We start from the raw sequence: 24,839 nt of genomic DNA, 5'->3' as shown, positions 1-24,839 counted from the left end.
CTTCACATCTCGGCGAGGGGCAGCGTCGCAATGCCGCGGGCGATCTTTCCGGACAGAGCCGTCGGCCCGCCGGCGCCGTCGTCGAGCGCGATCCCTTCGAGCAGCCGCAGCGGCGCGCGCGTTCCCTTCCTCGCGGCGACGACGACGCGCTCGGCCGGCGCACCGGCCCGGCCGTGGACCGGCAGGACGGTCGCCTCGCCGAAGCGGGGTTCGATCGCTTGCAGGACCTCGCCGAGGCGGTCGGTCCTCAACACGGCCACCAGCCGACCTTTCGGCGCCAACAGCGCGGCGGCGACGGCGAACCAGCGGCCGAGCGACATGCCGTCCGCGGGAAACAGCGCCCGCTCTCTCACCGGATCCGGCGGCCGGCGGTGGTTCGCCGGGTGAAAAGGCGGGTTGGTCAGAACGAGATCGAAGGCCGAATCGCCGAGGCCCGCCGCTTCGCGCGACGGGCGGCCGCTTCCGATGTCGATTTCGGCGACGGCGATCCGTCTCGCCAGATGCGCGTTTTGCGGCAGGGCGAGCGACTGTCGGCAGAGCGACGCCATGATCGGCTGGGCCTCGACGAGCGCCACCGAAGCCTCCGGTGCCCGAAGCGCCGCGCCGAAGCCGACGACGCCCGAGCCGGCGCCGAGATCGGCGATCCGGCCGGCGAAACCGGGGGCGACGCAGGCGCAGAGCAGCATCGCGTCGAGGCCGGAGCGATAACCCCAGCCCTTCGGCTGGAACACGGCGAAGCCGCCGTCATGAAAGGCGTCGAGGCGCACGGGACGCCCGTCGATCGTCGAATCGCCAGTGGGATCGGCCGCCATCACATGCAGGTTCTCCGTCGGGCCCGTATCAGTCGGCCACGGAAATCTCGTGGCCGAGATCGGCATCGCGCAGGAGCCGGCGCGCCTGTTCGAGGCGCTCGGGATCGACGAGGACGCGCCGTGGCAGGACGCCGATCGAGCCGTCTAGAATGCTCATGTGGGCGTCGGCGACGAAATGCAGGATCTCGGCATCGTTGAGCAGGGCGTCGACGAACGAGATCAGCACCGCGTCGTTCGATCGCATGAGTTCCTTCATGAAGCATCCTTTCGCCGGCGGCGTTCAGCCGCCCTGTGGATCGGCCGTCATCTTTTCGCTCACACAACGTGTTGTCGAGGCGAAAGTGCCGCAGCGCCGACCGCTCGGCCGGTGAGCGTCGCGAGAAGGCGGCGGCATGGCCGACCGGTGCGGCAATTTCGGTCCCGGGCCGCGCTTCGAATGGACGCGCGGCGCGAAGATGCCATCTTGGCGAACAGGGACGCCACGCGCCGCACGCCTGCGGTGGGCTTGGACGAAGCCGCCGGAACCGCCCTTGCGGGGCGCCGCGCCCTCGGCCTATTGCAGCGCAGAATTTGCTCTGCGGAGAGCTCGAACAACGGAGAAGCATGGTGAGCCTGGCCATCCGCGCCGCACAGCGGCAGACCCGCGGGTCGATCGATCCGATCCTGGCGCTGACCAAGGCCGACATGGCCCGGGTCAACGATCTCATCCTCGCCATGGCCGGCTCGAACGTGACGCTGATCCCCGAGATCGCCGAACATCTGATCTCCTCCGGCGGCAAGCGGCTGCGGCCGATGCTGACCATCGCCTCGGCGCTGGCGCACGGCTATGACGGCGCCGATCACGTCAAGCTCGCCGCCAGCGTCGAGTTCATGCACACGGCGACGCTGCTCCATGACGACGTCGTCGACGAGAGCGACATGCGACGCGGCAAGAGCACGGCGCGGACCATCTGGGGCAACCAGGCGAGCGTCCTCGTCGGCGACTTCCTGCTCGGCCAGGCCTTCAAGACGATGGTCGAGGTGGGCTCGCTGGATGCCCTGGCGATCCTGTCCGCGGCGTCTGCCGTGATCGCCGAGGGAGAGGTCTGGCAGCTCGCCGCGGCCAAACAGATGACCACCAGCGAGGCGGACTACCTCGCCGTGATCGACGCCAAGACCGCAGCCCTCTTCTCCGCGGCCACCGAGGTCGGGCCGGTGCTCGCCGACAAGGGAGAGGAGGAGCGCGCGGCGATGCGCGACTACGGCCGCTCGCTCGGGCTGGCGTTCCAGCTCGTCGACGACGTCCTCGACTATCGCGGCTCGCTCGCCGATCTCGGCAAGAACACCGGCGACGACTTCCGCGAAGGCAAGATCACCCTGCCCGTCATTCTCGCCTACGCCAAGGGCGACGTGGCGGAAAAGGCGTTCTGGCAGAGCGCGATGGAGAGCGGCGAGAACGACGACGCAGCGCTCGCCCGGGCCAAGGATCTCTTGCAGCGCCACGGCGCGCTCGAGGCGACGATCGAGCGGGCGCGAGGCTTCGGCGAGGAGGCCTTCCGCGCCGCCTCGACGCTGCCGCCTTCGCCGGCCCGCGAGGCGATGCTGGGCGTCGTCGACTTCTGCGTCGATCGGCTGAACTGAGGGGTTCGCAGACCGCGCGGGCTCGAAGGACAAGGGCCCGCGGCCACGTCGCCGTGATCGCCGGCCCTTGTCGCGGGGCCCGTCGCATTGCGGTCAAGGTCTTTGTGCAACACGCCGAAGAGACTTGCAAATTGCTGCGAGTTCGCGTCACTTCGCGAGCCATCCGGGCTGCCCCGACCGCGGCATCTTGCAAGGAAACCGCACCGGCTCTGCCGGAGGAAAGGATCCATCGTGACGCTTTCGCGCCTCTTCACCACCTTGATGGCGTCGGCCGTGATCGTTCTCGCAGGGAGCGGGGCGGGCCGTGCGGCCGGCCAGGACGGGATGCCGGACCTTCCGAAGGCGCCGGTCGAGACCGCCGGCTCGCTGTCGGGCGCCTATCTCGCCGCCAAGACCGCCCAGGCTTCCGGCGATCTCGACGCCGCGACCGATTATTACACCCAGGCCCTGTCGATCGATCCGACCGCCGAAGCGCTGCAGCAGGACGCGATGTTCGCCTATCTGGCGGACGGACGGTTCAAGGACGGCGTCGACCTCGCGGCCAAGCTTCGCGACGATGCGAACGTCGCCAAGGTGGCGCGAATCACCCTCGGCGTCGATGCCCTGACCAAGGGCGACTTCGAGGCCGCCATCGCCGAGTTCGACGTCGTCAATCCGACCGATCTCGACGCGCTTCTCCTCGCCCATCTGATGGCCTGGGCGGAGGTCGGCGCCGGCCGGGTCGACGAGGCGCTGTCGCGGATCGACCAGAGCACCGGCGCGCCCTGGTATGCGATCTTCAACGCCTATCAAAAAGGCCTGATCGCCTCGCTTGCCGGCCGGCCGCAGGTGGCACGCAAGGTGTTGTCGGACGTGGTGGCGGATCAGACCCTCGCCCGTACCTCCCCCGACGCCTATCTCGGCGCCGCCGACGCGCTCGCCCGCCTCGAGACGCGCGAAGGCGACAAGCAGGCTGCGCTGAAGGCGGTCGATGCCGGGCTCGCCGTCGCGCCGAACTATACGCCGCTGACCTTCCTGCGCGATCGGATCGATCGCGGCGAAACGATCGAGCCCGCCGCGGCCTCCGTACAGGAGGGCGCGGCCGAGAGCCTCTACGTGCTCGGCCAGGCGATCAACCGCGGCGACGGACGCGACGTCGCCCTCCTCTATTTCCAGCTCGCCAGGGCGCTGTCGCCGCGCAGCCCGGCCCTCCTGACGGCGCTCGCGGGGATTGCCGAGCAGGCGAACCAGCTCGACCTCGCCATCTCCTACTACAAGGAGATCCCGGAGAACTCTGCCTTCCGCCGGACCGCCGACCTGCAGATCGGCCTCGATCTCTGGTATGCCGAAAAGAAGGACGAGGCGAAGCGCCATCTCGAACGGGCCGTCCGCGACTATCCCGACGACGTGCGCGCCCATACCGCGCTCGCCGACGTCCTGTCCGCCGACAAGCAATATGCCGAGGCCGCCGGCGCGCTCGACAAGGCGGTCGAACTCGCCAAGGCGGACGACGCTGAGAACTGGAACCTCTACTACCAGCGCGGAATCGCCTACGAGCGGCAGAAGATGTGGGACAAGGCCGAGCCGGACTTCAAGAAGGCGCTGGAGCTTTCGCCCGACCAGCCGCAGGTCCTGAACTATCTCGGCTATTCCTGGGTCGACATGAACCGGCATCTCGACGAGGGGCTCGGCATGATCAAGCGGGCCGTCGACCTTCGTCCCAACGACGGCTACATCATCGACAGCCTCGGCTGGGCCTATTACCGCCTCGGCCGCTACGACGACGCCGTCGAGCAGCTCGAGCGTGCCGTCCTGATCACGCCGATGGATCCGACGATCAACGACCATCTCGGCGACGCCTATTGGCAGGTCGGCCGCAAGCGCGAGGCGAAGTTCCAGTGGGAGCGCGCCCTCGTCGGCAAGCCCGAACCCGAGGCGGAGCAGCGCCGCGAGATCGAGGCGAAGCTGAAAGACGGCCTGACCGGTGCCGCATCCAGCGAAAAGGCCGACACCGGCACCGCCGAGACCCCGAAGCGGGCCGAGGCGGAAGCGACGTCCCCGACGACCGACCTTCCCGCAAAGCCAGCAAATCCCGCCGCCACACCGGCGAGCCCCACGCCGCCCGAAGCGGCGCCGGGCGCAGCTCCGACGACCACGAACTGACGGGGCTGCCGAACGAGGCCGGATGGTGGGCCGCATGGATGCCGTGACCGTTCCGGCCGAATGCCGGCCCGCACCCGCCAAGGTCAATCTCGCGCTGCATGTCGTCGGTCGCCGGGACGACGGCTATCATCTCCTGGAAAGCCTCGTCGTCTTCGATGCCGGCGCGTGCGACGAGATTGCCGTCCTCCCGCGCGCGAACGACGCCGTCGGGGACCGCGAGAGAGAAGCGGGAATCGATCGCCTCGACGTTTCCGGCCGCTTCGCCTCGGCCGTTCCGGCCGGCAACGGCAACATCCTCCTGAAGGCGGCCGCCCTTGCCCGCGCCGAGTTGGCGACGTTGGGGCTGAAGCTGCCACCCCTCGACATCGCTTTGTCGAAGCATCTTCCGGTCGCCGCCGGCATCGGCGGTGGCTCGGCCGATGCCGCGGCGCTCCTCGCTCTCGTCTCGGCCGACGTGCCCGATGAGGCGCGGGCGGCGCTCGCCGCCGCCGCAATCCGCCTCGGAGCCGACGTTCCGATGTGTCTTGCCGGTCGGGCCGCCTTCGTCTCCGGCATCGGCGAGGCGATCCGGCCGGTCGAGGCGATGCCTCAGCTTGCAATGCTGCTGGTCAATCCGGGCATCGCCGTCGAGACGGCCGCCGTCTTTCGGATGCTCGCCCGCCGCGACAATCCGCCGATGCCGGCCTTGCCGGTTCAAGGTTTCAGGGCCACTGGCGAACTCGTCGCCTATCTCGCCGAGACCCGCAACGATCTGGCGCTCGCCGCCGGTTCGCTGGCGCCCGAGATCGAGAATGCGCGTGCGCGCCTCCTGGCGGCCGGCGCCCTTTTCGCTCGCATGTCGGGATCCGGCGCGACCGTCTTCGGGCTTTTCGCGGACACCGCCGCCCGCGACGAAGCGGCGCAGAGGATCGCCGGAGAAGAGCCGGGCTGGTGGCTTTCCCGCGACCCTCGCAGCGCTGCGCCGGACAACGAAAGGAGTTCGCCATGAGCGATACCGAACGCGCCTTCGTTCCCCTGTCGATCGCCGTCCTCACCGTTTCCGACACCCGACGGCTCGCCGACGACCGCTCCGGCGACCTCCTCGTCGACCGCCTCACCGGCGCCGGTCACCGCCTCGCCTACCGCAAGATCGTGCCGGACGACGTAACGCATATCCGCGACAGCGTCCGGGCCTGGTGCGAAGATCCCGAGGTCGACGTCGTCATCACCACCGGCGGCACCGGCTTCACCGGCCGCGACGTGACGCCGGAAGCCCTCGAGCCCTTGTTCGAAAAGCGCATGGACGGCTTCTCGGCGATCTTTCATCGGATCTCCTACGAGAAGATCGGCGTCTCGACGATCCAGTCCCGCGCCACCGGCGGCGTTCTCTACGCGACCTTCGTCTTCGTGCTGCCCGGCTCGCCCGGCGCCTGTCGCGACGCCTGGGACCACATCCTGAAAGACCAGCTCGACTACCGGCACCGCCCCTGCAATTTCGTCGAGATCATGCCGCGGCTCGACGAGCATCTTCGCCGCGGCGGCCTCAGCGCCTGAGGCGCGCCATCCCTCCTCGTCACGATGCGATGCCGGCGTCGGCGAGAAGCGCGAGGATCGCCTTGCGATAGGCGGCGAAGGCCGGTTCCGGCCCGCTCGGGGCCGCTGGCGGCGGGACGGCGGCAGAAGATTCGGCCGCGGCCGCGGGTTGCCGCCGGGCGCCACCCCGCGCGGACCGCATCTTCCGCTCGGCCCATTCGACGACGTAGCGCACCTTCTGTCCTGCCAGGAACGGGTTCGCCTTGATTACGCCCGGCCCGACGACCGCGACGACCGCCGCCTCGGGATCGGCGGAGAGCACCTGGGCGGCCCCGTCCATGCCGAGGAAATGGGCAAGATAGAGCCGCCCGGCCGTGATCCGGTGGCCGCGCCTGACGAGATAGGCCTCGCCCTCGCGGGCGAGATTGCGGATCATCTCCCGCGACAGCGTCGGATCGAATCGAAGATCGAGAATTTCGCGCTGGGAGAGGCTGCCCGCGAGGTCGGGTCGATAGGTCCTGATCATCCGCAGCCAGGTCGACGAGATGAACTGGCCGAGCCCGGTCGCGCTCGACAGCGGGTTCTTGGCCCGGGCATTGCCGCCGCTCTCGACCCTGACGATCCACGCGACCAGTTGATCGACGGCGCCCGCCGAGGCTGCCGGCACATCGTCGCCGGCAGCAACCGCAACGCTTGCAGGGAGCGTCGGCCCGCCGACTCCCAGCGGGTCGACCGCCTGGCCGTCGGCATAGAGTTCGAAATGCAGATGCGGCCCGGTGGACAGGCCGGTGGTGCCGACATAGCCGATCAACTCCCCCGCCGCGAGGGTCCGGCCGATCGCGAGGCCCGGTGCGAAGCGGCTGAGATGGGCATAGCGGGTCTCGCGCCCGCCGCCGTGAGCGATCCGCACGAGATTGCCGTAGCCCTTGCCGTCGCCTGCGTAAACGAGGGTGCCGGCGAAGGCCGCATGGACGGCCGTCCCGCGCGGCGCCGCCCAGTCGACGCCCTTGTGGATGCGCACGGTCTTCAGGATCGGATGGCGGCGCGGACCGAAGGTCGAGGTCAGGACGCCCTTCACCGGCACGACCATGCCGTTTGCCGAGGCCGCCCCGGCCGGCGCGCCGCTCCGGCCGACCGACCCGTTGCCGTCGTGGCAGACCGGCGTTTCGGCGGAGGGCCGGAAGACGTAACAGGTCATCGGCCCCTCGCCGCGACGGACGGCGGCATAGCGCACGCGCGCCGTCCCGGGCGAGACGTCGCCGGCAGGCTCGGCATCGTAGAGAAGGTCGAAGCGGTCGTCCGGCGCCGCGATGGCGTCGAGGTCGTGATCCCGCGACAGGAGCATGATGGCCTCGCCGACCACCTCCATCGGGACGCCGTTGCGGATGCCGGTGGAATAGATCGCATCGAGCAGTCGGTACTGGCGCTTACCAGGCGGCTCTTCGCCGGCCTTCTGCACCAGATCGGCCGCGGCGAAGGGATCGGCGCCGAGGGAAAAGCCGCCGCCCGCTTCGCGCGCCAGGGTCCCGAAATAGGTCTGGCCGGCATAGAGCGACAGTTGCGCGACGACGAACTTCGCATCGCGGCTTCGCCGCAGTCCACGCAGGCCGATCACCGTGTTCGGCACGAGCTCCTCGACCTTTAGGAGGTCGCGGGCAGCCGCGCCGGCGCGCTCGGCATCCTCGGCTTCGAAACCGCGCTCGCTCAGGAACCGGCCGAGCGACAACGGCGCGAGGATGCGCTCGCCGAAGGTCTCGGTCGCGGTGAAACGCTCGCTTTCGGGGCGCAACCGGGCGATGCTCGTCGTGTCGGCGATCGCAGTCTTCTCGAAGCTCGGCAGCGGCGCGCTGCCCCGATCGACGGTCTCGCCCCAACCGGCAGCCTCCGCATCGGCGATGGCCGCCCCGCCGCCTCCTTCGCCGGGCGCAGCGATCGCCATCTCACCGACGCCTGCCGCCGCGATCGCCCGGGCCTCGAAGTCCTCCATCGCAGCGGGCGCGGCATCGCGCTGGGCCTGGAAGAAGGCGAAGTCGGCCTGGCTGGAGGGGATCTGGACCATCAGCCGCTCCCCGGCGCTGACCAGCCGGTCGGACAGGAGCATCAGTTTCGGCGCCGGAACCGCTTCCGACAGGCTCTCCGGCCGATCGAGGCTCTTCAGCCGCGGGGCCGGGCCGGACGCGCCGCCGAGCGTCACGATCAGCGGATCGCCGGGAAGGTCGAGCATCGTCGGCGCGGCAATGCCCGCCTCGGCAAGGCCGGTCTCGATCTCGATCTGTGCGGCAGCGTCCTCCTCCGCTGCAAGGCTGAGTTCCGCGTCGATCGGTATGACGTCGCGCGCGGGCATGAAGACGTAAAGGACGGCTCCGAGGCACAGCGCCACACCGAAGACGCCGGCGAGCAGCCGCTTTCGAATGCGCCGCGCCGCGCGCCGGCGGCTTTGGTCGAGGCGCTCGCTGCGAAACGACGGATCGATGCGGTGGGTCTCGGCCTCGTCGCGAACCGCCATTGCCGCCTCAGCCTCGCGCGCGAGGGCTCGATCGGGCGCGCCACGGGGCAGATGCACCGGGCGCGAGGCCGGCCGCCGGCGTCGCACCGATCGGGATCTGCGGGCTCGGCGGCAAGTTCTGTATCCCTCGAAACGTCCGGAGTGGTCGCCGATGCTAGCTCAGCGCCAGACCGATTTCTACCGATGATTGAAGCGATCGATTTGATCCGCGGTCCGGGCCGAGGGCGGACGTGCCGAACGGCCGATCACGAGCGCGGCGAAAGGAACAGCGTCCAGCGCGACACCGCCTCCGTGTCGACCTCCAGGAACTTCGCCGGACGGTAGCCGCGCTGGAAGCACGCCTCGGTGCCGACGATCCGGAAGCTCTTCGCGCCGACGCACATTTCGGTCGAGCCATAGAGGACCGCGCGCCCGAAGACGTCGTCGGCATAGACGTAGACGTAGCGCGCCGACAATTCGTCCCGGATGGTGGTGGCGCAACGGTTCGCGCCGACGATCCACCAGCCCTCGGTCGAAAAGCCGTCGCCGGCGTCGCGGCCGATGGCGACGTTGACGACGTCGAGCGACTGGTTGCAGACGACGAACTGGGCTTCGGCCGCACCGCTCGCCGAGAGGCCCGCGGCCAGCGCCGCAACGCCCGCGAGGCCTCGCAGAGCGCCCCGACGCCGGCGGCCTCCGGCAGCCGGAAATGCCCTCGCGGTTGCGGTCCGATCCCTACGCGACAGGGCCATGGGAAATCTGTATCCTTGAAAGCCGGCATGATAGAGATTTCTATCAAAGGTTGATCAAAGGTTCCAGCATGGGGGTGAGCGTCAGGATGAAGAGCAGGGTCGATTCGAAGAGCCGTTCGAGCCGGCGTCCGGCCGCGCCGGAAAAACACCCGTCATCCGTCGGGGCGTTCGCGCGGACGGCGGGGCGTATCGGATCGGCCGCCCTCGTCGCCGCCGGCCTGGCGCTCGGCGGGGCGCCGGCCCTCGCCCAGGACGGCGGCACCCCGACCGGGGACGCTGCCACCGGCACGCAGCCGGCGGCGCAGAATCGGCTCGGCCTCGAACTCAACAACGCCGTCGACGACGCCGGGCTCTGCCGCCTCTCTTATGTGGCGGTGAACGGCACGGGCCAGCCGCTCGAAAAGGTTTCCTACGACGTCGTCGTCTTCGACACGAACGGCCAGGTCTCGCAATTCCTCGTCCTGCAGTTCGGGCAGCTTCCTGCCGGCAAGACGAAGGTCGTCCAGTTCGATCTCGCCGATCAGCCCTGCGCCGGGATCTCGCGCATCCTCGTCAACGACGTCGCCGAATGCGAGACGGCCCAAGGCAGCGCCGCGATCTGCATGGACGCGCTCGAGCCGACGTCGCGCACCGCCATCACCTTCGACACGTAAGGGAGCGGCGGCCGCGTCATGTGGGAGATCCTCGCCTCGCAGCTCAGCTCCAGTGCCGGCCCGATCCTCGTCGTGCTCGCGCTCCTGTCGATTGCCGGGCTGGCGGTATCGATCGTCAAGGCGGTCGAGTTCCGACGGGCAGGGGTCGGCCGATCCGGCAAGAGCCGATCCTTCGCCAGCGACGCCGGCCGGGCGACGCTGCTGCGCGCCCACGTTCTCGCCGCGGCGAAGACCGCACTGGCCGAGGCCCCGCCCGGGCCGGAAGGGCGCGAGCGGGCCGGCGCCCTCGCCGAAGAGGCGGCGATCGAGGGGCTGGCGCGGCTGGCGCGGCACCTCCCCTTTCTCGACGCGATCGTCCAGGCCGCACCGATGCTCGGCCTGCTCGGCACGGTCTTCGGCATGATCGAGGTGTTCTTCACCATGTCCGGCACGCAAGGGGCGATCGATCCGGCGCTTCTGTCGGCCGGCATCTTCGCCGCGCTCATCACCACGGCCGCCGGCCTCGTCGTCGCCATCCCGTTCTTCTTCGCCGCCGCCTATTTCGACGCCGCGCTCGACGCCGAGACGCGGGCGATCGAGGGGCTGATCCTGAGAGCGGTCCACGGCGATGCGCCGCGCAGCGTGGCCTATTCGCGCCGCCGCCTTTCGACGGTCCTGCCCGACGACGAGGCCGCGAGCAGCGACCTCGACCGGGCGCTCGCCCGGCCCCGCTGATCCATGCGCCGGGTTCGCGCCAGGACCAGGCGGCGCTTCGTCCTGACGCCGCTCGTCGACGTCATCTTCCTCCTCGTCATCTTCTTCGCTTTGTCCTCGCGCATCGCCCCCTTCGGCCTGATCCCCGTCAGCGGACAGGGGCGCGCGGTCGCCGGCGCCGAGGGGAGCGAGACCGCGTCCCGAACCGTCGCCCCGGCCGACGAGACCCTCGTCGTGCTGCGCGGCCGGGCGCGCCTCGGAGCGCAGGTCTACGCTCTCGACGCGCTCCGGCCGGCGGCCGTCCGGCTGCGCGAGGGAGGCGCCCGGTCGGTCCTCCTCCTGACCGCGCGGAGCGCCCGGACGGAAGACGTCGCCAAAGCCCTCGATGCCCTGCGGCGCGCGGGCGTCGCGAACGTCCGGCTGATCTCGGCGCCGGCTGATACGGCGGGGACCCGCGGCGGAGCGGGTCCGCGATGATCGCCCGACGCTTCGCCGCAAGAAAAAAGCTTCGGCCCGCCCGTCGCCGGCCGCGCACCGATCCGGCGATGCCGACGATCAACATCGTCTTCCTGCTGCTCCTGTTCTTCCTCCTCGCCGGCACCCTCACCGCGCCGGGCGAAAGCGAGATCGATCCGGCGAGGGTCGGTGCCGACGCCGGCGAGCGCCTGCCGCGACCGCTGCTGGCGATCACGGAAGACGGAACGCTGAGCCTCGACGGGCGGAGGATCGCCCGCGCCGAACTCGCCAAGGCGGTCGCTGATCTCGCCGCGCCGGACGGCGACGAGACTCCGGTCCTCTACGTCCTCGCGGCCCGCGACCTTTCGGGGAGCGTTCTCGTCCAGATCCTCGGCGAGGCCTCGGCCGCCGGCGCCGCGACGAGCCTCGTCGTCCTCAATGCCGACGGCGGACAGGCCTCGCCATGAGGACGCGGACGCGGCTCTGGACGACGGCCGGGGGGCTGTCGCTCGCCATTCACGCGGGTCTCGCGGCGCTGGCCCTCGCACTCCTACCTCAGACGGCGCGGCAGCCGGCCAGGGAGACCACGATCACCGTCGAAGAGATCGAGACCAGGACCACCAGCCTCGCGCCGACCCGCGCAAGCAGAGCCGAGCCCGCCCCGGCCGAAAGGGTGGATCCCACCCGGCCGGCAGTGAGGGAAGTTCCGCCCGCCGAGCCGTCGAGCCGCGCCGACAGCCGAACCCCGTCGCCGATCGGGCCGCGCGAGGACGGCGCGACCGAGCCGTTGGCGGCGGCCGAACCCCGGATGCGACTGGGCCCGGGCGATTCACGGCAGCAGCCGGTGGCGCTCGCTCCTTCGGCATCGGTCGCGCCAGAACGGGCCGAGCCGACGCAGCTTTCCGAAAGCCGGCCGCAGACGATGGAACTCGCAGCCGTTGAGCCGGATACGGCCATCACCAGCACGGCCAGCACGTCGCCACCGGTTCGCGAGCCGGCTTCGGTCGAGCCCGCCGCGCCGACGGCGATCGCTGCGGCCGAGATCGAGGCGCGTCCCGCTCGCCCCGCGGCACCTTTGCCAGCCGAAACGCCCGCGCCCCGGCCCCCCGTTGTATCCGAGCCCGAAGCCCTCGCCCCGACGCTCCGTCTCGCCGAAGTCGCGGCACCGTTTCGTCCGGGCGAAGCTGCCGCGACGGCGCCGGCCGTGGCGGCACCGCGGGCCACGCCCGAGCCGCTGTCGCCGCGCTCGACCGGCGAGGATCCTGCTTCCGAACCGGTGCGTCCGGCGCTCGCCGAACGCGCCATGGTCGAACCGCAAATGCCCGAGCCGAAGGCCGCCGTTGCTTCGACCGTCGCAGAGCCGGATCCTGCGATCGCCGCACGGGCCCGACCGGGCGCGGTCGATCCTGCCGCGACGGGCAGCGGCACCGTGGTCCAGCCGAAGTCTGCGGCACGAATCGGGGCCGTGGCGGCGCCTCGGCCGGCGCTTTCGCCGACGACTTCCGGACCGGCGCTTCGGGCGGCCCCGGCGCGTGCGCCTCGCGTCGCTTCAAAGGCGCCGGCGCCTCGAGGACCGCAACCGAGCAAGGCGGGTCCGGTGGTCCCCGTCGCCGCCGAGCCCGCGGAAACGGCGGCCCTTGCGCCGGTCTCGCCCATCCGTTTGCAGGACGCTCCGCCTCCCGTGCCGATCGTCGCCGCCCGGCCCGCCCACGCTCCGTCGGTGCCGCCGGACGAGACGAGGCTGGCCGGCGAGACACCGGCGGGAACGATGGCGGCGCGAACGGCTGCCGAAGTCCCGCCCGACGTGTCCGCCCCGCTGGTTCTCGACGGGTTCGCCGACCAGGCGGTGCGGGTGGCCGCCACAGCCGCCGTTCCCGGCCGTCTCGCCGAGACGAGGCGGGCGACGGCCGAAGCGGTCCCGGCCGTGCCGTTGACCGGCCAGGTTTCGGGCCGGGCGACTGCCCCCCGGGTGACGGCGAAAACCGCCACCGCTTCGGATACGCCCGAGGTCGCTCCGGCAGTTGGGGTCGATGTTGCCGCCTCTTCGAACCCGGCCCCGGCAAGCATCGCTCCCCAAGCCTCCACGGCTGCGTCACTGGAAGCCTCGACGCCGGCCGCCGACGTCGCTTCGGCCGTCCCGGTCGTCAGCCCCTCCGAACCGAAATCGGGCAAGGCGGCCGTTGCGGTCTCCCCCGTCGTGCCGAGCCGGATCGCTCCGAAAGGGCCCGAGCGGGTCATCGTGACGAGCATGGGCCGAGGCGAAGAAATCGCGCTTGCGGCCCCGTCTGCCCGCCGGCCGCAGACGATCGTCGGCTCGCCGGCAGAAACGCAAGAGCAGTTGGAAGGCTTCGACGACGAGCAATCGGCGACGCTGGCGGACCTCGTCGCCGCCTATCCGGGGGGCGACTGCTTCGCCGCGCTGACGGAAGCCGGCAAGGCCGCCGGCGAGTTCCGCATCACCGCGCTGTCGGACGACCAGAACCGGCTCGAGGACTTTGCCGACACGCTGATCGAACACTCGCCGAAAGAGGCCTTTCGCCGCGTCTACATCGATGGCGGCGAGGTTGCCGAGGCGCAGTGCCGTGCCCTCGCCTCGCTGCCGGAGATGCCGGGCTATCCGGCCTTCGGCCTGACCCTCGAACTCGAAAAGCGCCGGATCGTCAGCGGCGAGACGCTCGCCGGCACGATCTCGGGCGTGCCGGCATCGGACACGCTCGACCTCCTCCTCGTCGACGACGAGGGGCTCGTCCAGTCGCTCTCCGTCCACCTCACCCGAAAAGGCGCGACGGCGAGCTTCGACGTGCCGGTCAGCCTCTCGGGCCCCGAGACCCGGACTGCGCAGATCCTGATCGCGCTCGCCCTGCCGCAGGCGCTGATCCATGCCGACGGCGCAGGCGGCGAACCGGCGGGGCCGTTCTTCGAGGAACTGGCGGAGACATTGGCGGCAAAGGGCCTGAAGGGCGAATTCGCCGTCGGCCACTTCCTCGTCAAGTCGCGGTAGTCCCGACGGGCGGTGGCTCCCGCGCGTCCGTCGTCGAAGAGGTCCCGGCGACGGCGTCGCGGCCCCGCCAGTCAGTGGCGGTGTGTCCGCGCCTCGGCGAGACGGTCCGGCCGGCCCAAGGCGCCGCCGACGGCGCCGACGGCCATGCCGAGCAGCATCGCCACGAAGGCGGCGAGCGAGGCCCGAGCTAATGCATTCGCCGCGGCACGACGCCTCGTTTCCATCTCTGTGCGGGCACTGGCGAAACGCTCGGCGAATGCGTCGAAGCGCCGTTCGGCTTCGGCCCTGGCGACACCCGCCACCCGGGCGACGGCATCGACCGCCGAGCCGCGTGCCTGCTGGTCGCCGCTGGAGAGGGCCGCGACGGCCTCGGCATAGGCCGCGTCACGATCGGCGGGGGCAACCGATGCGGATGCCGGCGCGCCTTGGTCGGGCGCTGCGGTTCCGGCCTCGGGGGCGGCGTTCGGTCGGGGAGCCGGCGCGAACAGCGGCTCCGCGCTGCCCTTCAACGACTCGGCGAGCGCGGACGAGTCCAGGGCCAGCGCTTCGGCCGCCGTCGCCATGTCGCCGACCGACTGGCCGAGGACGCCGAAGGCGCCGCCGACGAGGCTCGCAGCGCCGCTGGTCAGCAGATAGAGGGCGAGAAGGGCGGTGACCGCCCAGGTGACGACGCCGTGCAGCGCCCCGTCGATCCGCGACGGGATGCCGGCGAAGCGGCCGGCCGCGAAGGCCCCGGCGAAGACGCCGACGAGCACCACCAGGACCGCCCAGAGCCCACCCACCGAGACGATGCCGGACGCCGTCCCCGTCGGCGACGAAAGGCCGACGCCGAGGCCGAACAGGCCGAGCATGAACTGGATCATGAGGGCGAGAATGGCCCCGGCGAGAATCGCGCCCCAGGAAAGACGGCGAAAGGTCGCCGCCGGGGGGGCCGCGCGTTCGCGCCCGAGATCGTTGAGGCGTGTTTCCGCATGGCGGGACCGATCGCGCCCCGTGCCCGACAAATCAGTGATGTCCGCCTCCCCTGACCGCTTCGACATGGCCGAACGCCCCCATCGCATTTTTACCCCGTTCCCCCGCCGCGGCCTCGAAAGATCCCGGCCCGGCGCCGTCCATGATCGCGGAGCGAAGGAGCGTCGCGCCATGGTCGTTCTTCCGGCTTAATGCCATCACGCGCCGAACTCCACCACCCGGTCCCGCGTCCGGCCGAGAACGCTGCCCAAGAGCGAAGCCAGCATGGCGGCGACGAGCGCCACGAAGGCGGAGAAACAGGCGCTGCTGACGGCGCCCGTGGCCGCAGCGGCGGAGCGGCGCGCGTTGCGCAACGCCCCGTCATGGGCCCGCTGCCAGTCGGTCAGCCGCCGCTCGGCCACCGGCTCCGTCACGCCGGCCGCAGCCTCGATCGCATCGACGGCCGCGGCAACGGCGGCTTCGTCGGCCGTCTCGGCAATACCCGCAAGGACCGTCGCGAGCGCCGCCCTGCTGTCGTCCCGGCTCGTTTCGGCGCGACCCGGCGTCCGGTCATCGGCGTCGGCGGGATCGAGAAACGCCAGAACCTCGCCTCGCAGTGCCGACAGATCGAGAGCAGCATCCGGCAAGGACGTCCTGTCGGCCGCCGCCATCGCCGCGACTGCATGGCCGACCGGTCCGAGACTGCGGTCGACCAGCGACGGCGGCCGCAGCGTCAGGACGACGACGGCGGCGATCAGCGCGCCCGAAAACGTCAGAAGGCCGCAGAACAGGGCATCGCGAAATCGATGTGCATCGGCGAGACGGGCGCCGGCAAAACCGGCGACCACGAAGGCAAACGCGCTCGCGGCCACCCAGAACGCGCTGGCGGTCGAGACGACGGGCAATCCCGGTCCGGCCTCGTAGAGGCCATCGACCAGGCCGAAGCCGGCGAGCGCCGCGGTCAACTGGATCAACGCGGCGACGACGACGCCGGCCGCGGCCGCCTGAAAGACGGCGTCGGTCGATGCGAATGCCGGCGCTTCTTGCTGACGCTGCAACCTTCGTCTTCGCCTCGTCTGAGGGGTTGGCCGGCAATCGCCGGTGTGCTGGCCCGGTGCCTAGCCATTCGACGCGAAAAACGCCAGCACCGTGTCCCTTTGCCGGCTTACGGTTCGTCTTTCCGACGATTACTTTGCATCTCGACAAAACCCGGCCGATTTGATAACGGAGCCCTTCTTGCGGCGGGCGAGGCCTCGCCAGAAGAAAATACGTTCTCGACCCAATTATCTGGCGCTATAGACGGAACACCCGGTGCAGATACTCGTCCGCGACAACAATGTGGATCAGGCGCTCCGCGCGCTGAAGAAGAAGATGCAGCGCGAAGGCATCTTCCGCGAAATGAAGATGCGCAACTTCTACGAAAAGCCTTCGGAGAAGCGTGCGCGTGAAAAGGCCGAGGCCGTCCGTCGGGCTCGCAAGCTCGCCCGCAAGCGCGCGCAGCGCGAAGGGCTCGCCGGCGGCGGCCGCGCCGCCTCGTGAGACGAAGCGTCGCGGACGGACCGTCGCGCGGCGCGGAGATCTCGCTCTCGGCCCGTCGAAACGCCTCATCGGGGCCGTTCCCTCGGATTTTCGTCGCAATGGATGCATCGCCGTGGGCAACACCCGCGGCGATTTTTCCGTGTTTGCAGCGCGAACGATTTCAAAATTCGGCCGCTTGTGCGAGATAGGGTCAAAAGCTCACCCGAAACAACCGGACGAACCATCATCGACATGCCGATCACCCATCGCCCATCGCCTGCCGCCATCCGGCGAGGCTACGCCACTTTCGCATCGATGGATGGCCGCAAAGGCATGTTCGCCGCACTGATCTGCGGCATTATGGTGATGGCAGGCTGCCAGACGGGTGGGGACATCGCCGCGATCCAGGCGATCTCCCTCGACAAGAACCAGGGCACCGAGCAGAACATCGCCTCCCTGACGGCGACGGTGAACGCCAATCCGTCCGATCCCGAAGGCTACAACGTGCGCGGCACGGCCTATGGCCGGGCCGGCGAGTATCAGAACGCCATCGCCGATTTCAACCGCGCCATCCAGCTCGATCCGAATTTCTACCAGGCCTATGCCAACCGCGCCCTGATCTATCGCCAGATCGACGATCCGGCCAAGGCCGCCGCCGACTACAACAAGGCGATCCAGATCAATCCGCGCTACGGCTCGGCCTATATCGGCCTCGGCAACGTCTACCGGGTGGCGGGGCGCAACCGCGAGGCCCTCGGCTATTTCCAGAAGGCGATCGACCTCGGCACGTCCGATCCGCGCGCCTACCACAATCGCGGCCTGCTCTATCAGATCGACGGCCAGCACAAGCTGGCGATCGAAGACTTCTCCCGGGCGATCTCGCTGCAGCCGAACGCCGCCGAGCCTTATTCGGCACGGGGCGTCTCCTATCTGGCCACCGGCGACGACGACAACGCCTTCGAGGACTTCAACACGGCGCTCCGGCTCGACGACACCAAGGCGGAATACTGGACCAACCAGGCCCTCGCCTACGAGCGCAAGGGCGACCGCAGCAAGGCGTTCCGCTCCTATGCCCGCGCCGCGCAGCTCAATCCCGACTATCGCCCGGCCAAGGACGGCATGGCGCGCACCAGGGTGTGACGGCCGGCAACGGTTCGGCCGCAAGCGGGGCGCTCGGGCGCGGGTCGCGCGGCGCGCACCGCTCGGCCGGGCCGGCTCGGTCCGGGCCGCGGTCTTCTGCTGCGCCCTTGCGACCCGCCGACCCGCCGGTCATATCCGTCAGATGTCCCGCGCCGCCCTCGCCTCTCTGAAAGACTTCGTCGGAGACGATGCCCGGCGGCTCGGATTCGAGGCAAGCGGCATCGCCGATGCGTCCGGCAACCTCCTCGCCGGAGAGCGGCTGGCGGAATTCGTCGCAGAGGGGCGCCACGGCACCATGGGCTGGATGCCCGAAACCCTCGATCGGCGCCGTTCGCCCAGGGATCTTTGGCCGGACGTCCGCTCGATCGTCGTTCTGGCGATGAATTACGGGCCAGACGAGGATCCGCTGGAGATCCTCGACCGGCCGGAGCGCGGCGCGATCTCGGTCTATGCCCGCCACCGGGACTATCACGACGTCGTCAAGGGCCGGCTGAAGGAACTGGCCGGCCGGCTGGTCGCCAGAGCCCGAACGAGCGGGCTTGGCGAACACGACGCCAAGGTCTTCGTCGACACCGCGCCGGTGATGGAAAAGCCGCTCGCCGAACTCGCAGGCCTCGGCTGGCAGGGCAAGCACACCAATCTCTTGTCGCGCGACTTCGGTTCCTGGCTGTTTCTCGGCTCGATCTTCACGACGCTCGACTTCCAGGCGGACGCGCCCGGCCGCGACCGCTGCGGCTCATGCCGCGCCTGTCTCGACGCCTGCCCGACGAACGCCTTTCCCGCGCCCTACCAGCTCGATGCCCGGCGCTGCATCTCCTACCTCACCATCGAGACCAAGGCCGTCATCCCCCGAGAATTCCGCGCGGCGATGGGCAACCGCATCTATGGCTGCGACGACTGCCTCGCCGTCTGTCCGTGGAACAAGTTCGCTCAGGATGCCCGCGAGGCCAAGCTGATCGCCCGCGAGGATCTCAAGGCGCCGCGGCTCGACGGCCTTCTGGCGCTCGACGACGGCGCGTTTCGGGCGTTCTTTTCCGGCTCGCCGATCAAGCGCATCGGTCGCGACAAGTTCGTCTCGAACTGCCTGATCGCCGCCGGAAACTCACGGCAGCGGAGGCTCCTTCCGCAGGTCGCAGCGCTGCTCGGCGATGCGGCGCCCCTCGTCAGGGCGATGGCCGTCTGGGCGCTTTGTCGCCTCGATCGCGGCGAGGCCTTGCGACTTCGTGCGGACGCGCTTGATAGAGAGACGGACGCGATGGTGCGGAGTGAGTGGCATGCTCTTCAAAAAGGCCGAGACTGAGCCGCCCCTGCCGGCGGGCGCCATGAGCGCACCGGGAAGCGCACTGCCCGATCGCGAGGCGGGACCGGAAGCACGGATGCGCCGGGCGATCACGCCGTTGCGGGATGGCGGCATGCTGCCGCGCACCGACGTCGCGGCGGGCTCGGCGGCGCTCGGCGCAGGTGCCGTCGGAGCCCTGGCGCTCGGCGCCTGCGCGCTCGGGGCCGTCGCCGTCGGGGCCCTCGCCATCGGCCGCCTCTCCGTCGGCCGGGCGAGAATCGGCGAAGCCGAAATCGGTCGCCTCAGGATCGGCCGGCTGGAAGTGGAGAGCTTCGCTCCGGCCCGCCAAAGGTTTGGATAGTCCATGCATCTCTTCGTCTTCGGCTACGGCTACTCGGCCGCCCACTTCGTCGACAGCCTCGACAAGCACGAGGTGACGGTCGAAGCCGTCACCGTCCGCTCGCGGGACAAGGCTTCCTCCATCGCCGCCCACGGCCTGAAACCGCTGGTCTTCGACGGCGAGCATCCGGCCGACGGCATTGCCGGGGCGCTGTATCGCGCGACCCACCTCCTCGTCTCGGCACCGCCGGGCCACGAGGCGCCGAAAGGCGCCAGCGTCGGCGGCGCCAATGCCCGATCCGGCGATCCGGTCCTGCGATGGTATTTCGACGAGATCGCCCATGGCAGCCCGAACCTCGAATGGATCGGCTATCTGTCGACCGTCGGCGTCTATGGCGACCACGAGGGCGGCTGGGTGGACGAAAAGAGCGAGCTGAAGCCGCGCTCGGAGCGCTCGAAGGCGCGCGTCGAGGCGGAAGAGGCCTGGATCAGCCTCGGCGAGACCCGCGGGGTCCCGGTCGCGATCATCCGCCTGTCGGGAATCTACGGGCCGGGTCGCAACGCCTTCGTCAATCTGAAAAACGGTACGGCGAAACGCCTGGTCAAGCCGGGACAGGTGTTCAACCGCATCCATGTGGACGACATCGCCGGGGCGACGAAGCTCCTCGCCGAAAAGCGCCTCGGCGGGATCTTCAACGTCACCGACGACGAACCGGCCCCGCCCCAGGACGTGGTGCTTCACGCCGCCGAAATGGTCGGTGCCGCGCCTCCGGCGGAGACCGACTTCGCCTCGGTCGACCTCTCGCCCATGGCCCGCAGCTTCTATGGCGAGAACAAGCGTGTCTCGAACGAGAAGATCAGGCAGGCGGGATACGGTTTTCGCTATCCGACCTATCGCGAGGGACTGGAGAGCGTGAAGGGCGATTTCGACACCGATTGAGGCGATCGGAGCCGGCTGCCGGGGCTCGCCACGGAGTGCTGGCGACCTGCCGATCTGAGGCGCGGCGGCAACAGTCGGCTCACCGAGTCTCACCGGCTCGGAATGTGTCGATTTGTTGCCCCAATCGGCGATCACGACTTCGTCATGATCTCGAAACACGCCGTTACCACCCTCCGCCGCGCCCTCGCCGCCCTCCTGATCCTGCCGCTCGCCGGCTGCATCGGGGCGCCCGGTGCCGACGAAGCCTTCGACGCCCTGGCTGCCAGGAAGGATTTCGGCCCCGCACAGGAATGTCTGGCGCGTGCCATGTATTTCGAATCGAACCGGTCCAGCGAGGACGGCATGCTGGCGGTCGGAACGGTCGTGATGAACCGGGTCGCGTCGTCGGATTATCCCGACGACGTCTGCCAGGTCGTCGGCCAGCCGAACCAGTTCGCTCCCGGCGTGATGACGCGCGAGATGCGGGCGGGCAAGGATCTCGCCATGAAGGTCGCCTATCGCGTCCTCGACGGCGAGCGGCACAAGGGCGTGGCCCAAGCGAAATACTTCCACACGGCCGGAATGAACTTTCCCTATCGCAACATGAGCTACCGGCTGATCGCCGGCGGCAACGCCTTCTACGAAAAGGTCTCCCGGCGCCTCAATCCGGAGGCGCGGATCGTCAGCCAGGCGGAGGTGCGGCAGGCCCAGAACGCCGGAAGCGCCATCGATCTGATGCGCACCGCCTCGACGCGCCCGCAAACCTCCGGCGGATCGTCGACGGCCATCGGCTACGCCGAGCCGCGAGGGGAAAGCGGCGCGCCGGTTCCGCACCAGCGGCCGGCGGAAGTGGCCGCGACGAAGAGCCCCTTCCTCGACATGTTCCGCACGCGCCAGCGCTCGCCGGCCGGCAGCGACGAGCGTCAGGGCCGTGCCGTCGAGACAGCGGCGGCCGGGGAGAGTTCTTCCTCCACAGATCTGCCCGGCGTCGACACCAGGCCCGGCCTTGCCGACGATCGCGGCTCGGCGGTGAGCGCCACCACCGCGAAGGAAACGGAGGACTGGCTGCGGCGCTGGTGAGGCGCCGACGCCCTTCCTTCGCGGCGGACATACTCTGGTCGTCGCGCCGCTGCTGGCAACGTCAGCCCGCCCCCTATATCTGCGACGAAGTCGAAGACGGGTCGAACGACCGGACGCGCGCTGGCGGGACGAAGAGTTGAGCGATGGCAGGCATGAATGGCGAAGCGCCGCCGGCGCCGACAGGAAGGCGCGCGGGCCCCGATCGGGTCGGTCCGGTGCTGTTTGCGCAGGGCGGCGACGCGCAGCGTGACCGGTTGCGGGCGCTGCTCGTGCTCCCGGCCGGAGAGCGGCCTCCGATGCTCGTCACGGACGAGGGCGAGATCGCGCCGCTGACGCTTGCCGAGGAATTCGGTCGTACCGTCCACGCCTACGACTTTTCACTCCCGAGCGGCACGGGCGGCTTTTACGGGATCGATGGCGTCCGTCATCCTGTCGCCTCGGCGGCAACGCCCGACCTGCGCATCGCCTATGTCTCCTGCAATGGCCAGGAGGAAGGCGATCTCGAGCGGCCCGTCGAGGAGCGGGACGCGGTGTGGCAGCGGCTCGCCGACGAGAACCTGGCGAACCCCTTCGCCCTTCTCCTCCAGGGTGGGGATCAGCTCTATGCCGACGACGTCCTCCACTGCCATCCGGAAGTGGAGCGCTGGGCGAGCCTGAAGAAGACCGATCGCGGCGCCGTCCCGCTGACACCCGAGATCACCGAAGCGCTGCGGCGCTTCTACTTCGAGCGATACCTCATCACCTATGCGCGCCCGGCCTTCGCGAGCCTCGCCGCCCGTGTCCCGTCGATCATGATGTGGGACGATCACGACATCATCGACGGCTGGGGAAGCCATCCGGCGGAAATGCTCGACAGCCCCGTGGGCGCGGAGATCTTCGCCGCTGCGCGGGAGATGTTCCTGATCTTCCAGTTGGCGGTTCGGCCGGGCGAAACGCCGGCGAACGGCTTCGACCGGACGGGAAGCAATCTCGGCACCGCGATCCGCTATCCCGGCCTGTCGATCATCTCGCCGGACCTGCGCAGCGAGCGCCGGCTCGAGCGGGTGATGGGGCCGATCGGCTGGAGCGTCCTCGAAACGGCCTTCGCCGAAACGCCGAAGGGCGATCGCATCCTCCTGATGTCCAGCGTGCCGGCGCTCGGCCCGCGGCTCAGCTGGGTGGAATTCGCCACCGACCTGATCCCCGGCAGCCACGAATACGAGGACGATCTGCGCGACCAGTGGCAAAGCCGCGCGCATCGCGGCGAGTGGAAGCGTCTTCTGGCGCTGCTGGCCGGCTGGGAGGAGAGCGGACGGGGCGAACTCACGGTCCTGTCCGGCGAAATCCATCTCGCCACGCGGGGCGAGATGCGACTGAAGGGCGGCGGGGTCATGCACCAGCTCGTCGCTTCGGGCATTTCCCATCCGGCACCCGCACCGGGATATCCGAGGATGCTCGGCCTCCTGGCGAAATTCGGCGAAAGCCCCCTCGCGGGGCGCAAGATCCGCATCCTTCCCCTGCCCGGCTATCGCACGACCTATGCCGGGGAACGCAACTTTCTCGTCCTCGATCGCCACGACAAAGCGTGGAAAGCGGCCTGGGAGCTGGAATTCACCGGGCGGACGGAGCCTGTCTCGGTGTGAGACCGCACGGAATGAACGCCGCCACATCGCCACGAGGAAGACGCGGCGCAGCAGTGCGTCGAAGCGGCGTTTCCCCAAGCGGTGCGCGAACGCCGTCCCCGAACGACTTGAGGCGGCAAGGGCCGGCGGCACGGGCAAAGCACCGCCCTTAAAAGCCCCCTTGTGACCCAACGTCAGATCGGCTTGATCGCGAGGAATTTCCAAAAAAGCTCGATCCGGTTGCGCGTCGAAGCAAAATTTCGGAAGATTGTTTCATTCAGGCTGAAATTAGCGGCGATATGCTTAATGTTGTTGCATTTTATTCTGTCGAATCCACATTGACTCCGGCTCCTCAGGGAGTCAGATTGTCGCAGCTGGGCATCGATCATCCGGCCGGCCGCATGGCATCGACGTCCGGTGACGGTAGCGAGGACAGTCGAGATCAGCTCCTGGATCCGACGAGCCCAGAACGAATACTCGTTGTCGACGTCCTTTACGGGGATGCCGAGCGGTCGCGGCGGAGTTCGAAGCGAGGCCGATCGCGGCATACGCGGGCTTGAGACAAGGTCCATCGTTAGGATGGGCGCATCGCTCGTTCAGCGATTCGGGCAAGGAAAATGGCCGATCAGGCGGCGGCACCTCGGATGGAGGCGCCGGTTCGGCATGAAATGTCGGGGCATGGATCGTGGCATCGGAATCGAGGCGTCTCATGCGGAAGCATTCGGTAGTGGCGGATCGCAAGATCAAGCTGGACCTGACCAAACTCTTCGGAATCCAGGCGATCCGGGGCGTTCCCGGCGGCTTCCGGCCGATCGCCATCCTCAAACGCGCCGCTTGAGTCTCTGCGCGCCCCTCCTCCCCATCATCGCCTCTCGGTAGCTCTTCGCCGCTGGCCCATGCGATGGGGCGTCGGCTGCCGGTGAGCTGGCGCTGCTTCGCCGGCCGTCTCACGTGGACGATGCCGGCGGGACCGGCGATGACCGGCAGGGAAGCGAGCGGATGAACGCTTCGGCGCCCGGGCTTTGGCGCATCATTCGAGCCAAGCCCGCGCTGTCCGGCCTGCATTCTCGCCAAGATACCACCCTCGGCTGCATGGCTACCACGCCCGAGGGCCGACAGGAGGCCGTTTCGTCTTCGTCGATGCTGCGCTATCAAGCGATCGTCGCATGTCTCGTCGAATACCGGAGCGAACCCCCATGACGATTCGCCTCTCCCGCGAGGAGTTCGTTGCGCGATTGCGGGAGCTCCCGCCTGGCGGCAGGCGACTGGTCGCCGTTGCCGGCCCGCCGGGAGCCGGCAAGAGCACCCTTGCCGACTGGCTGGCGAGCGAACTCGACCGCGCCTCGCCCGGCCGGGCCGCGGTTCTGCCGATGGACGGATTCCACTTCGACGACATGGTGCTGGAGGCGCGCGGCGACCGGCCGCGCAAGGGGGCACCGCACACCTTCGACACCGGCGGCCTCACCGCGACGCTGAAGCGCCTCGTCGAGAACCCGCGCGGCGAGATCGCCGTTCCGGTCTTCGACCGGGCAATCGAGATCGCCCGCGCCGGCGCGCGGATCATCGGGCCGGACGTCGAGACCATCGTCGTCGAAGGCAACTACCTGCTGCTCGACGACCCGGCCTGGTCGCCGATGCGCGCCTTCTTCGACGTCACCGCCTTCATCGACGTGCCGGAAGCGACGTTGCGCGAAAGGCTGGCTGCCCGCTGGGTCGGCTACGGGCTTGCCGAGGAAGCCCTCGACGCCAAGCTCGAAGGCAACGACTTTCCCAACATGCGCACCGTGATCGCCGACAGCGTGCCGGCGGACTTCGCCATCGTCGAAGAACTCCCGGCGAAGCACCGTCGCGAGCCGTGACGGCGAAGACGCTGCAAAGGAAGACGG

The 24,839-nt window shown here is 69.5% G+C and carries 25 protein-coding genes; 19 read left to right on the top strand and 6 right to left on the bottom strand.

All coding sequences use genetic code 11. The annotated features are described in order from the left end of the window. Positions 1-2 precede the first annotated feature (2 nt). On the bottom strand, positions 3-812 hold the full coding sequence (locus LZD57_RS06675; RefSeq protein ID WP_233718729.1) for a tRNA1(Val) (adenine(37)-N6)-methyltransferase: 810 nt from the start codon (positions 810-812) through the stop codon (positions 3-5). 28 nt (positions 813-840) lie between these two features. Next, on the bottom strand, positions 841-1,068 hold the full coding sequence (locus tag LZD57_RS06670; protein ID WP_233718727.1) for a putative signal transducing protein: 228 nt from the start codon (positions 1,066-1,068) through the stop codon (positions 841-843). 347 nt (positions 1,069-1,415) lie between these two features. On the opposite strand from LZD57_RS06670, the gene LZD57_RS06665 reads away from it, so the two are divergent. The 4 genes from LZD57_RS06665 (at position 1,416) to moaB (ending at position 6,107) form a co-directional block, all read left to right on the top strand. Beyond that, positions 1,416-2,432: a polyprenyl synthetase family protein gene (locus tag LZD57_RS06665; RefSeq protein WP_233718726.1), complete on the top strand. Its 1,017-nt coding sequence runs from the start codon at positions 1,416-1,418 to the stop codon at positions 2,430-2,432. A gap of 261 nt (positions 2,433-2,693) precedes the next feature. Further along, positions 2,694-4,574: a tetratricopeptide repeat protein gene (locus LZD57_RS06660; RefSeq protein ID WP_255699821.1), complete on the top strand. Its 1,881-nt coding sequence runs from the start codon at positions 2,694-2,696 to the stop codon at positions 4,572-4,574. 22 nt (positions 4,575-4,596) lie between these two features. Continuing rightward, positions 4,597-5,562, top strand: a complete 966-nt coding sequence (locus LZD57_RS06655; protein WP_233718723.1) for a 4-(cytidine 5'-diphospho)-2-C-methyl-D-erythritol kinase — start codon at positions 4,597-4,599, stop codon at positions 5,560-5,562. After that, positions 5,559-6,107 carry a molybdenum cofactor biosynthesis protein B gene (gene moaB, locus LZD57_RS06650; RefSeq protein WP_233718721.1) on the top strand — a complete coding sequence of 183 codons (549 nt, stop codon included), beginning with the start codon at positions 5,559-5,561 and terminating at the stop codon, positions 6,105-6,107. Before LZD57_RS06655 ends, moaB begins: the two co-directional genes overlap by 4 nt. A gap of 19 nt (positions 6,108-6,126) precedes the next feature. Here the strand turns inward: moaB and LZD57_RS06645 are convergent, their stop codons facing one another. Together LZD57_RS06645 and LZD57_RS06640 are read right to left on the bottom strand one after the other, a co-directional pair. Then, positions 6,127-8,592: a peptidoglycan DD-metalloendopeptidase family protein gene (locus LZD57_RS06645; RefSeq protein ID WP_233718719.1), complete on the bottom strand. Its 2,466-nt coding sequence runs from the start codon at positions 8,590-8,592 to the stop codon at positions 6,127-6,129. Positions 8,593-8,837: 245 nt separating this feature from the next. Next, positions 8,838-9,323, bottom strand: coding sequence for a DUF1036 domain-containing protein (locus LZD57_RS06640; RefSeq protein WP_233718717.1), 486 nt, complete (start codon positions 9,321-9,323; stop codon positions 8,838-8,840). 86 nt (positions 9,324-9,409) lie between these two features. Here LZD57_RS06640 and LZD57_RS06635 point away from each other — a divergent pair, with 86 nt between their 5' ends. The 5 genes from LZD57_RS06635 (at position 9,410) to LZD57_RS06615 (ending at position 14,126) form a co-directional block, all read left to right on the top strand. Further along, entirely contained in the window at positions 9,410-9,976 is a 567-nt protein-coding gene (locus tag LZD57_RS06635) for a hypothetical protein (RefSeq protein WP_233718715.1), read from the top strand. 18 nt (positions 9,977-9,994) lie between these two features. Further along, entirely contained in the window at positions 9,995-10,690 is a 696-nt protein-coding gene (locus LZD57_RS06630; RefSeq protein ID WP_233718713.1) for a MotA/TolQ/ExbB proton channel family protein, read from the top strand. Positions 10,691-10,693: 3 nt separating this feature from the next. Beyond that, complete coding sequence (locus LZD57_RS06625) at positions 10,694-11,146, top strand: ExbD/TolR family protein (RefSeq protein WP_233718712.1); 453 nt, start codon at positions 10,694-10,696, stop codon at positions 11,144-11,146. A 68-nt stretch (positions 11,147-11,214) separates the two neighbouring features. Beyond that, positions 11,215-11,592, top strand: coding sequence for a biopolymer transporter ExbD (locus LZD57_RS06620; RefSeq protein WP_233718710.1), 378 nt, complete (start codon positions 11,215-11,217; stop codon positions 11,590-11,592). Next, on the top strand, positions 11,589-14,126 hold the full coding sequence (locus LZD57_RS06615) for a hypothetical protein (RefSeq protein WP_233718708.1): 2,538 nt from the start codon (positions 11,589-11,591) through the stop codon (positions 14,124-14,126). The genes LZD57_RS06620 and LZD57_RS06615 overlap by 4 nt, the downstream gene beginning before the upstream one ends. Positions 14,127-14,197: 71 nt before the next feature. Here the strand turns inward: LZD57_RS06615 and LZD57_RS06610 are convergent, their stop codons facing one another. Then, complete coding sequence (locus LZD57_RS06610; protein WP_233718706.1) at positions 14,198-15,166, bottom strand: hypothetical protein; 969 nt, start codon at positions 15,164-15,166, stop codon at positions 14,198-14,200. A gap of 129 nt (positions 15,167-15,295) precedes the next feature. Then, on the bottom strand, positions 15,296-16,135 hold the full coding sequence (locus LZD57_RS06605) for a hypothetical protein (RefSeq protein ID WP_233718705.1): 840 nt from the start codon (positions 16,133-16,135) through the stop codon (positions 15,296-15,298). Between the two features lie 253 nt (positions 16,136-16,388). On the opposite strand from LZD57_RS06605, the gene rpsU reads away from it, so the two are divergent. The 10 genes from rpsU (at position 16,389) to LZD57_RS06560 (ending at position 24,812) form a co-directional block, all read left to right on the top strand. Continuing rightward, complete coding sequence (gene rpsU, locus LZD57_RS06600; RefSeq protein WP_233718703.1) at positions 16,389-16,616, top strand: 30S ribosomal protein S21; 228 nt, start codon at positions 16,389-16,391, stop codon at positions 16,614-16,616. A 312-nt stretch (positions 16,617-16,928) separates the two neighbouring features. Next, positions 16,929-17,735, top strand: a complete 807-nt coding sequence (locus tag LZD57_RS06595) for a tetratricopeptide repeat protein (protein WP_233718701.1) — start codon at positions 16,929-16,931, stop codon at positions 17,733-17,735. Between the two features lie 142 nt (positions 17,736-17,877). Continuing rightward, positions 17,878-19,035 (top strand): tRNA epoxyqueuosine(34) reductase QueG, encoded by a 1,158-nt coding sequence (queG, locus tag LZD57_RS06590; RefSeq protein ID WP_233718700.1) that lies wholly within the window; start codon positions 17,878-17,880, stop codon positions 19,033-19,035. Next, positions 19,010-19,375: a hypothetical protein gene (locus tag LZD57_RS06585; protein WP_233718698.1), complete on the top strand. Its 366-nt coding sequence runs from the start codon at positions 19,010-19,012 to the stop codon at positions 19,373-19,375. Before queG ends, LZD57_RS06585 begins: the two co-directional genes overlap by 26 nt. A gap of 3 nt (positions 19,376-19,378) precedes the next feature. After that, complete coding sequence (locus tag LZD57_RS06580) at positions 19,379-20,293, top strand: SDR family oxidoreductase (RefSeq protein ID WP_233718697.1); 915 nt, start codon at positions 19,379-19,381, stop codon at positions 20,291-20,293. A 144-nt stretch (positions 20,294-20,437) separates the two neighbouring features. Next, positions 20,438-21,352: a cell wall hydrolase gene (locus LZD57_RS06575; protein ID WP_233718696.1), complete on the top strand. Its 915-nt coding sequence runs from the start codon at positions 20,438-20,440 to the stop codon at positions 21,350-21,352. Between the two features lie 143 nt (positions 21,353-21,495). Continuing rightward, entirely contained in the window at positions 21,496-22,974 is a 1,479-nt protein-coding gene (locus tag LZD57_RS06570) for an alkaline phosphatase D family protein (RefSeq protein WP_233718694.1), read from the top strand. Between the two features lie 688 nt (positions 22,975-23,662). After that, on the top strand, positions 23,663-23,791 hold the full coding sequence (locus LZD57_RS23975) for a hypothetical protein (protein WP_255699817.1): 129 nt from the start codon (positions 23,663-23,665) through the stop codon (positions 23,789-23,791). Positions 23,792-23,952: 161 nt separating this feature from the next. Beyond that, positions 23,953-24,153: a hypothetical protein gene (locus LZD57_RS06565; protein WP_233718692.1), complete on the top strand. Its 201-nt coding sequence runs from the start codon at positions 23,953-23,955 to the stop codon at positions 24,151-24,153. Then, entirely contained in the window at positions 24,150-24,812 is a 663-nt protein-coding gene (locus tag LZD57_RS06560; protein ID WP_233718690.1) for a nucleoside/nucleotide kinase family protein, read from the top strand. Before LZD57_RS06565 ends, LZD57_RS06560 begins: the two co-directional genes overlap by 4 nt. The last annotated feature ends 27 nt before the right edge of the window (positions 24,813-24,839 follow it).

This window comes from Jiella avicenniae (assembly GCF_021390325.1).
In the GTDB taxonomy this organism is placed as follows: domain Bacteria; phylum Pseudomonadota; class Alphaproteobacteria; order Rhizobiales; family Rhizobiaceae; genus Jiella; species Jiella avicenniae.
The sequence above is the reverse complement of the archived record's forward strand: the minus strand, read 5'-3'. Positions and strand labels throughout refer to the sequence as shown.

Excerpts from the sequence above, each read along its gene's own strand:
- LZD57_RS06675 (WP_233718729.1), bottom strand. The coding sequence starts at position 812 with ATGGCGGCCGATCCCACTGGCGATTCGACGATCGACGGGCGTCCCGTG.
- LZD57_RS06670 (WP_233718727.1), bottom strand. The coding sequence starts at position 1,068 with ATGAAGGAACTCATGCGATCGAACGACGCGGTGCTGATCTCGTTCGTC.
- LZD57_RS06665 (WP_233718726.1), top strand. The coding sequence starts at position 1,416 with ATGGTGAGCCTGGCCATCCGCGCCGCACAGCGGCAGACCCGCGGGTCG.
- LZD57_RS06660 (WP_255699821.1), top strand. The coding sequence starts at position 2,694 with ATGGCGTCGGCCGTGATCGTTCTCGCAGGGAGCGGGGCGGGCCGTGCG.
- LZD57_RS06655 (WP_233718723.1), top strand. The coding sequence starts at position 4,597 with ATGGTGGGCCGCATGGATGCCGTGACCGTTCCGGCCGAATGCCGGCCC.
- moaB (WP_233718721.1), top strand. The coding sequence starts at position 5,559 with ATGAGCGATACCGAACGCGCCTTCGTTCCCCTGTCGATCGCCGTCCTC.
- LZD57_RS06645 (WP_233718719.1), bottom strand. The coding sequence starts at position 8,592 with ATGGCGGTTCGCGACGAGGCCGAGACCCACCGCATCGATCCGTCGTTT.
- LZD57_RS06640 (WP_233718717.1), bottom strand. The coding sequence starts at position 9,323 with ATGGCCCTGTCGCGTAGGGATCGGACCGCAACCGCGAGGGCATTTCCG.
- LZD57_RS06635 (WP_233718715.1), top strand. The coding sequence starts at position 9,410 with ATGAAGAGCAGGGTCGATTCGAAGAGCCGTTCGAGCCGGCGTCCGGCC.
- LZD57_RS06630 (WP_233718713.1), top strand. The coding sequence starts at position 9,995 with ATGTGGGAGATCCTCGCCTCGCAGCTCAGCTCCAGTGCCGGCCCGATC.
- LZD57_RS06625 (WP_233718712.1), top strand. The coding sequence starts at position 10,694 with ATGCGCCGGGTTCGCGCCAGGACCAGGCGGCGCTTCGTCCTGACGCCG.
- LZD57_RS06620 (WP_233718710.1), top strand. The coding sequence starts at position 11,215 with ATGCCGACGATCAACATCGTCTTCCTGCTGCTCCTGTTCTTCCTCCTC.
- LZD57_RS06615 (WP_233718708.1), top strand. The coding sequence starts at position 11,589 with ATGAGGACGCGGACGCGGCTCTGGACGACGGCCGGGGGGCTGTCGCTC.
- LZD57_RS06610 (WP_233718706.1), bottom strand. The coding sequence starts at position 15,166 with ATGTCGAAGCGGTCAGGGGAGGCGGACATCACTGATTTGTCGGGCACG.
- LZD57_RS06595 (WP_233718701.1), top strand. The coding sequence starts at position 16,929 with ATGTTCGCCGCACTGATCTGCGGCATTATGGTGATGGCAGGCTGCCAG.
- queG (WP_233718700.1), top strand. The coding sequence starts at position 17,878 with ATGTCCCGCGCCGCCCTCGCCTCTCTGAAAGACTTCGTCGGAGACGAT.
- LZD57_RS06585 (WP_233718698.1), top strand. The coding sequence starts at position 19,010 with ATGCTCTTCAAAAAGGCCGAGACTGAGCCGCCCCTGCCGGCGGGCGCC.
- LZD57_RS06580 (WP_233718697.1), top strand. The coding sequence starts at position 19,379 with ATGCATCTCTTCGTCTTCGGCTACGGCTACTCGGCCGCCCACTTCGTC.
- LZD57_RS06575 (WP_233718696.1), top strand. The coding sequence starts at position 20,438 with ATGATCTCGAAACACGCCGTTACCACCCTCCGCCGCGCCCTCGCCGCC.
- LZD57_RS06570 (WP_233718694.1), top strand. The coding sequence starts at position 21,496 with ATGGCAGGCATGAATGGCGAAGCGCCGCCGGCGCCGACAGGAAGGCGC.
- LZD57_RS23975 (WP_255699817.1), top strand. The coding sequence starts at position 23,663 with ATGCGGAAGCATTCGGTAGTGGCGGATCGCAAGATCAAGCTGGACCTG.
- LZD57_RS06565 (WP_233718692.1), top strand. The coding sequence starts at position 23,953 with ATGAACGCTTCGGCGCCCGGGCTTTGGCGCATCATTCGAGCCAAGCCC.
- LZD57_RS06560 (WP_233718690.1), top strand. The coding sequence starts at position 24,150 with ATGACGATTCGCCTCTCCCGCGAGGAGTTCGTTGCGCGATTGCGGGAG.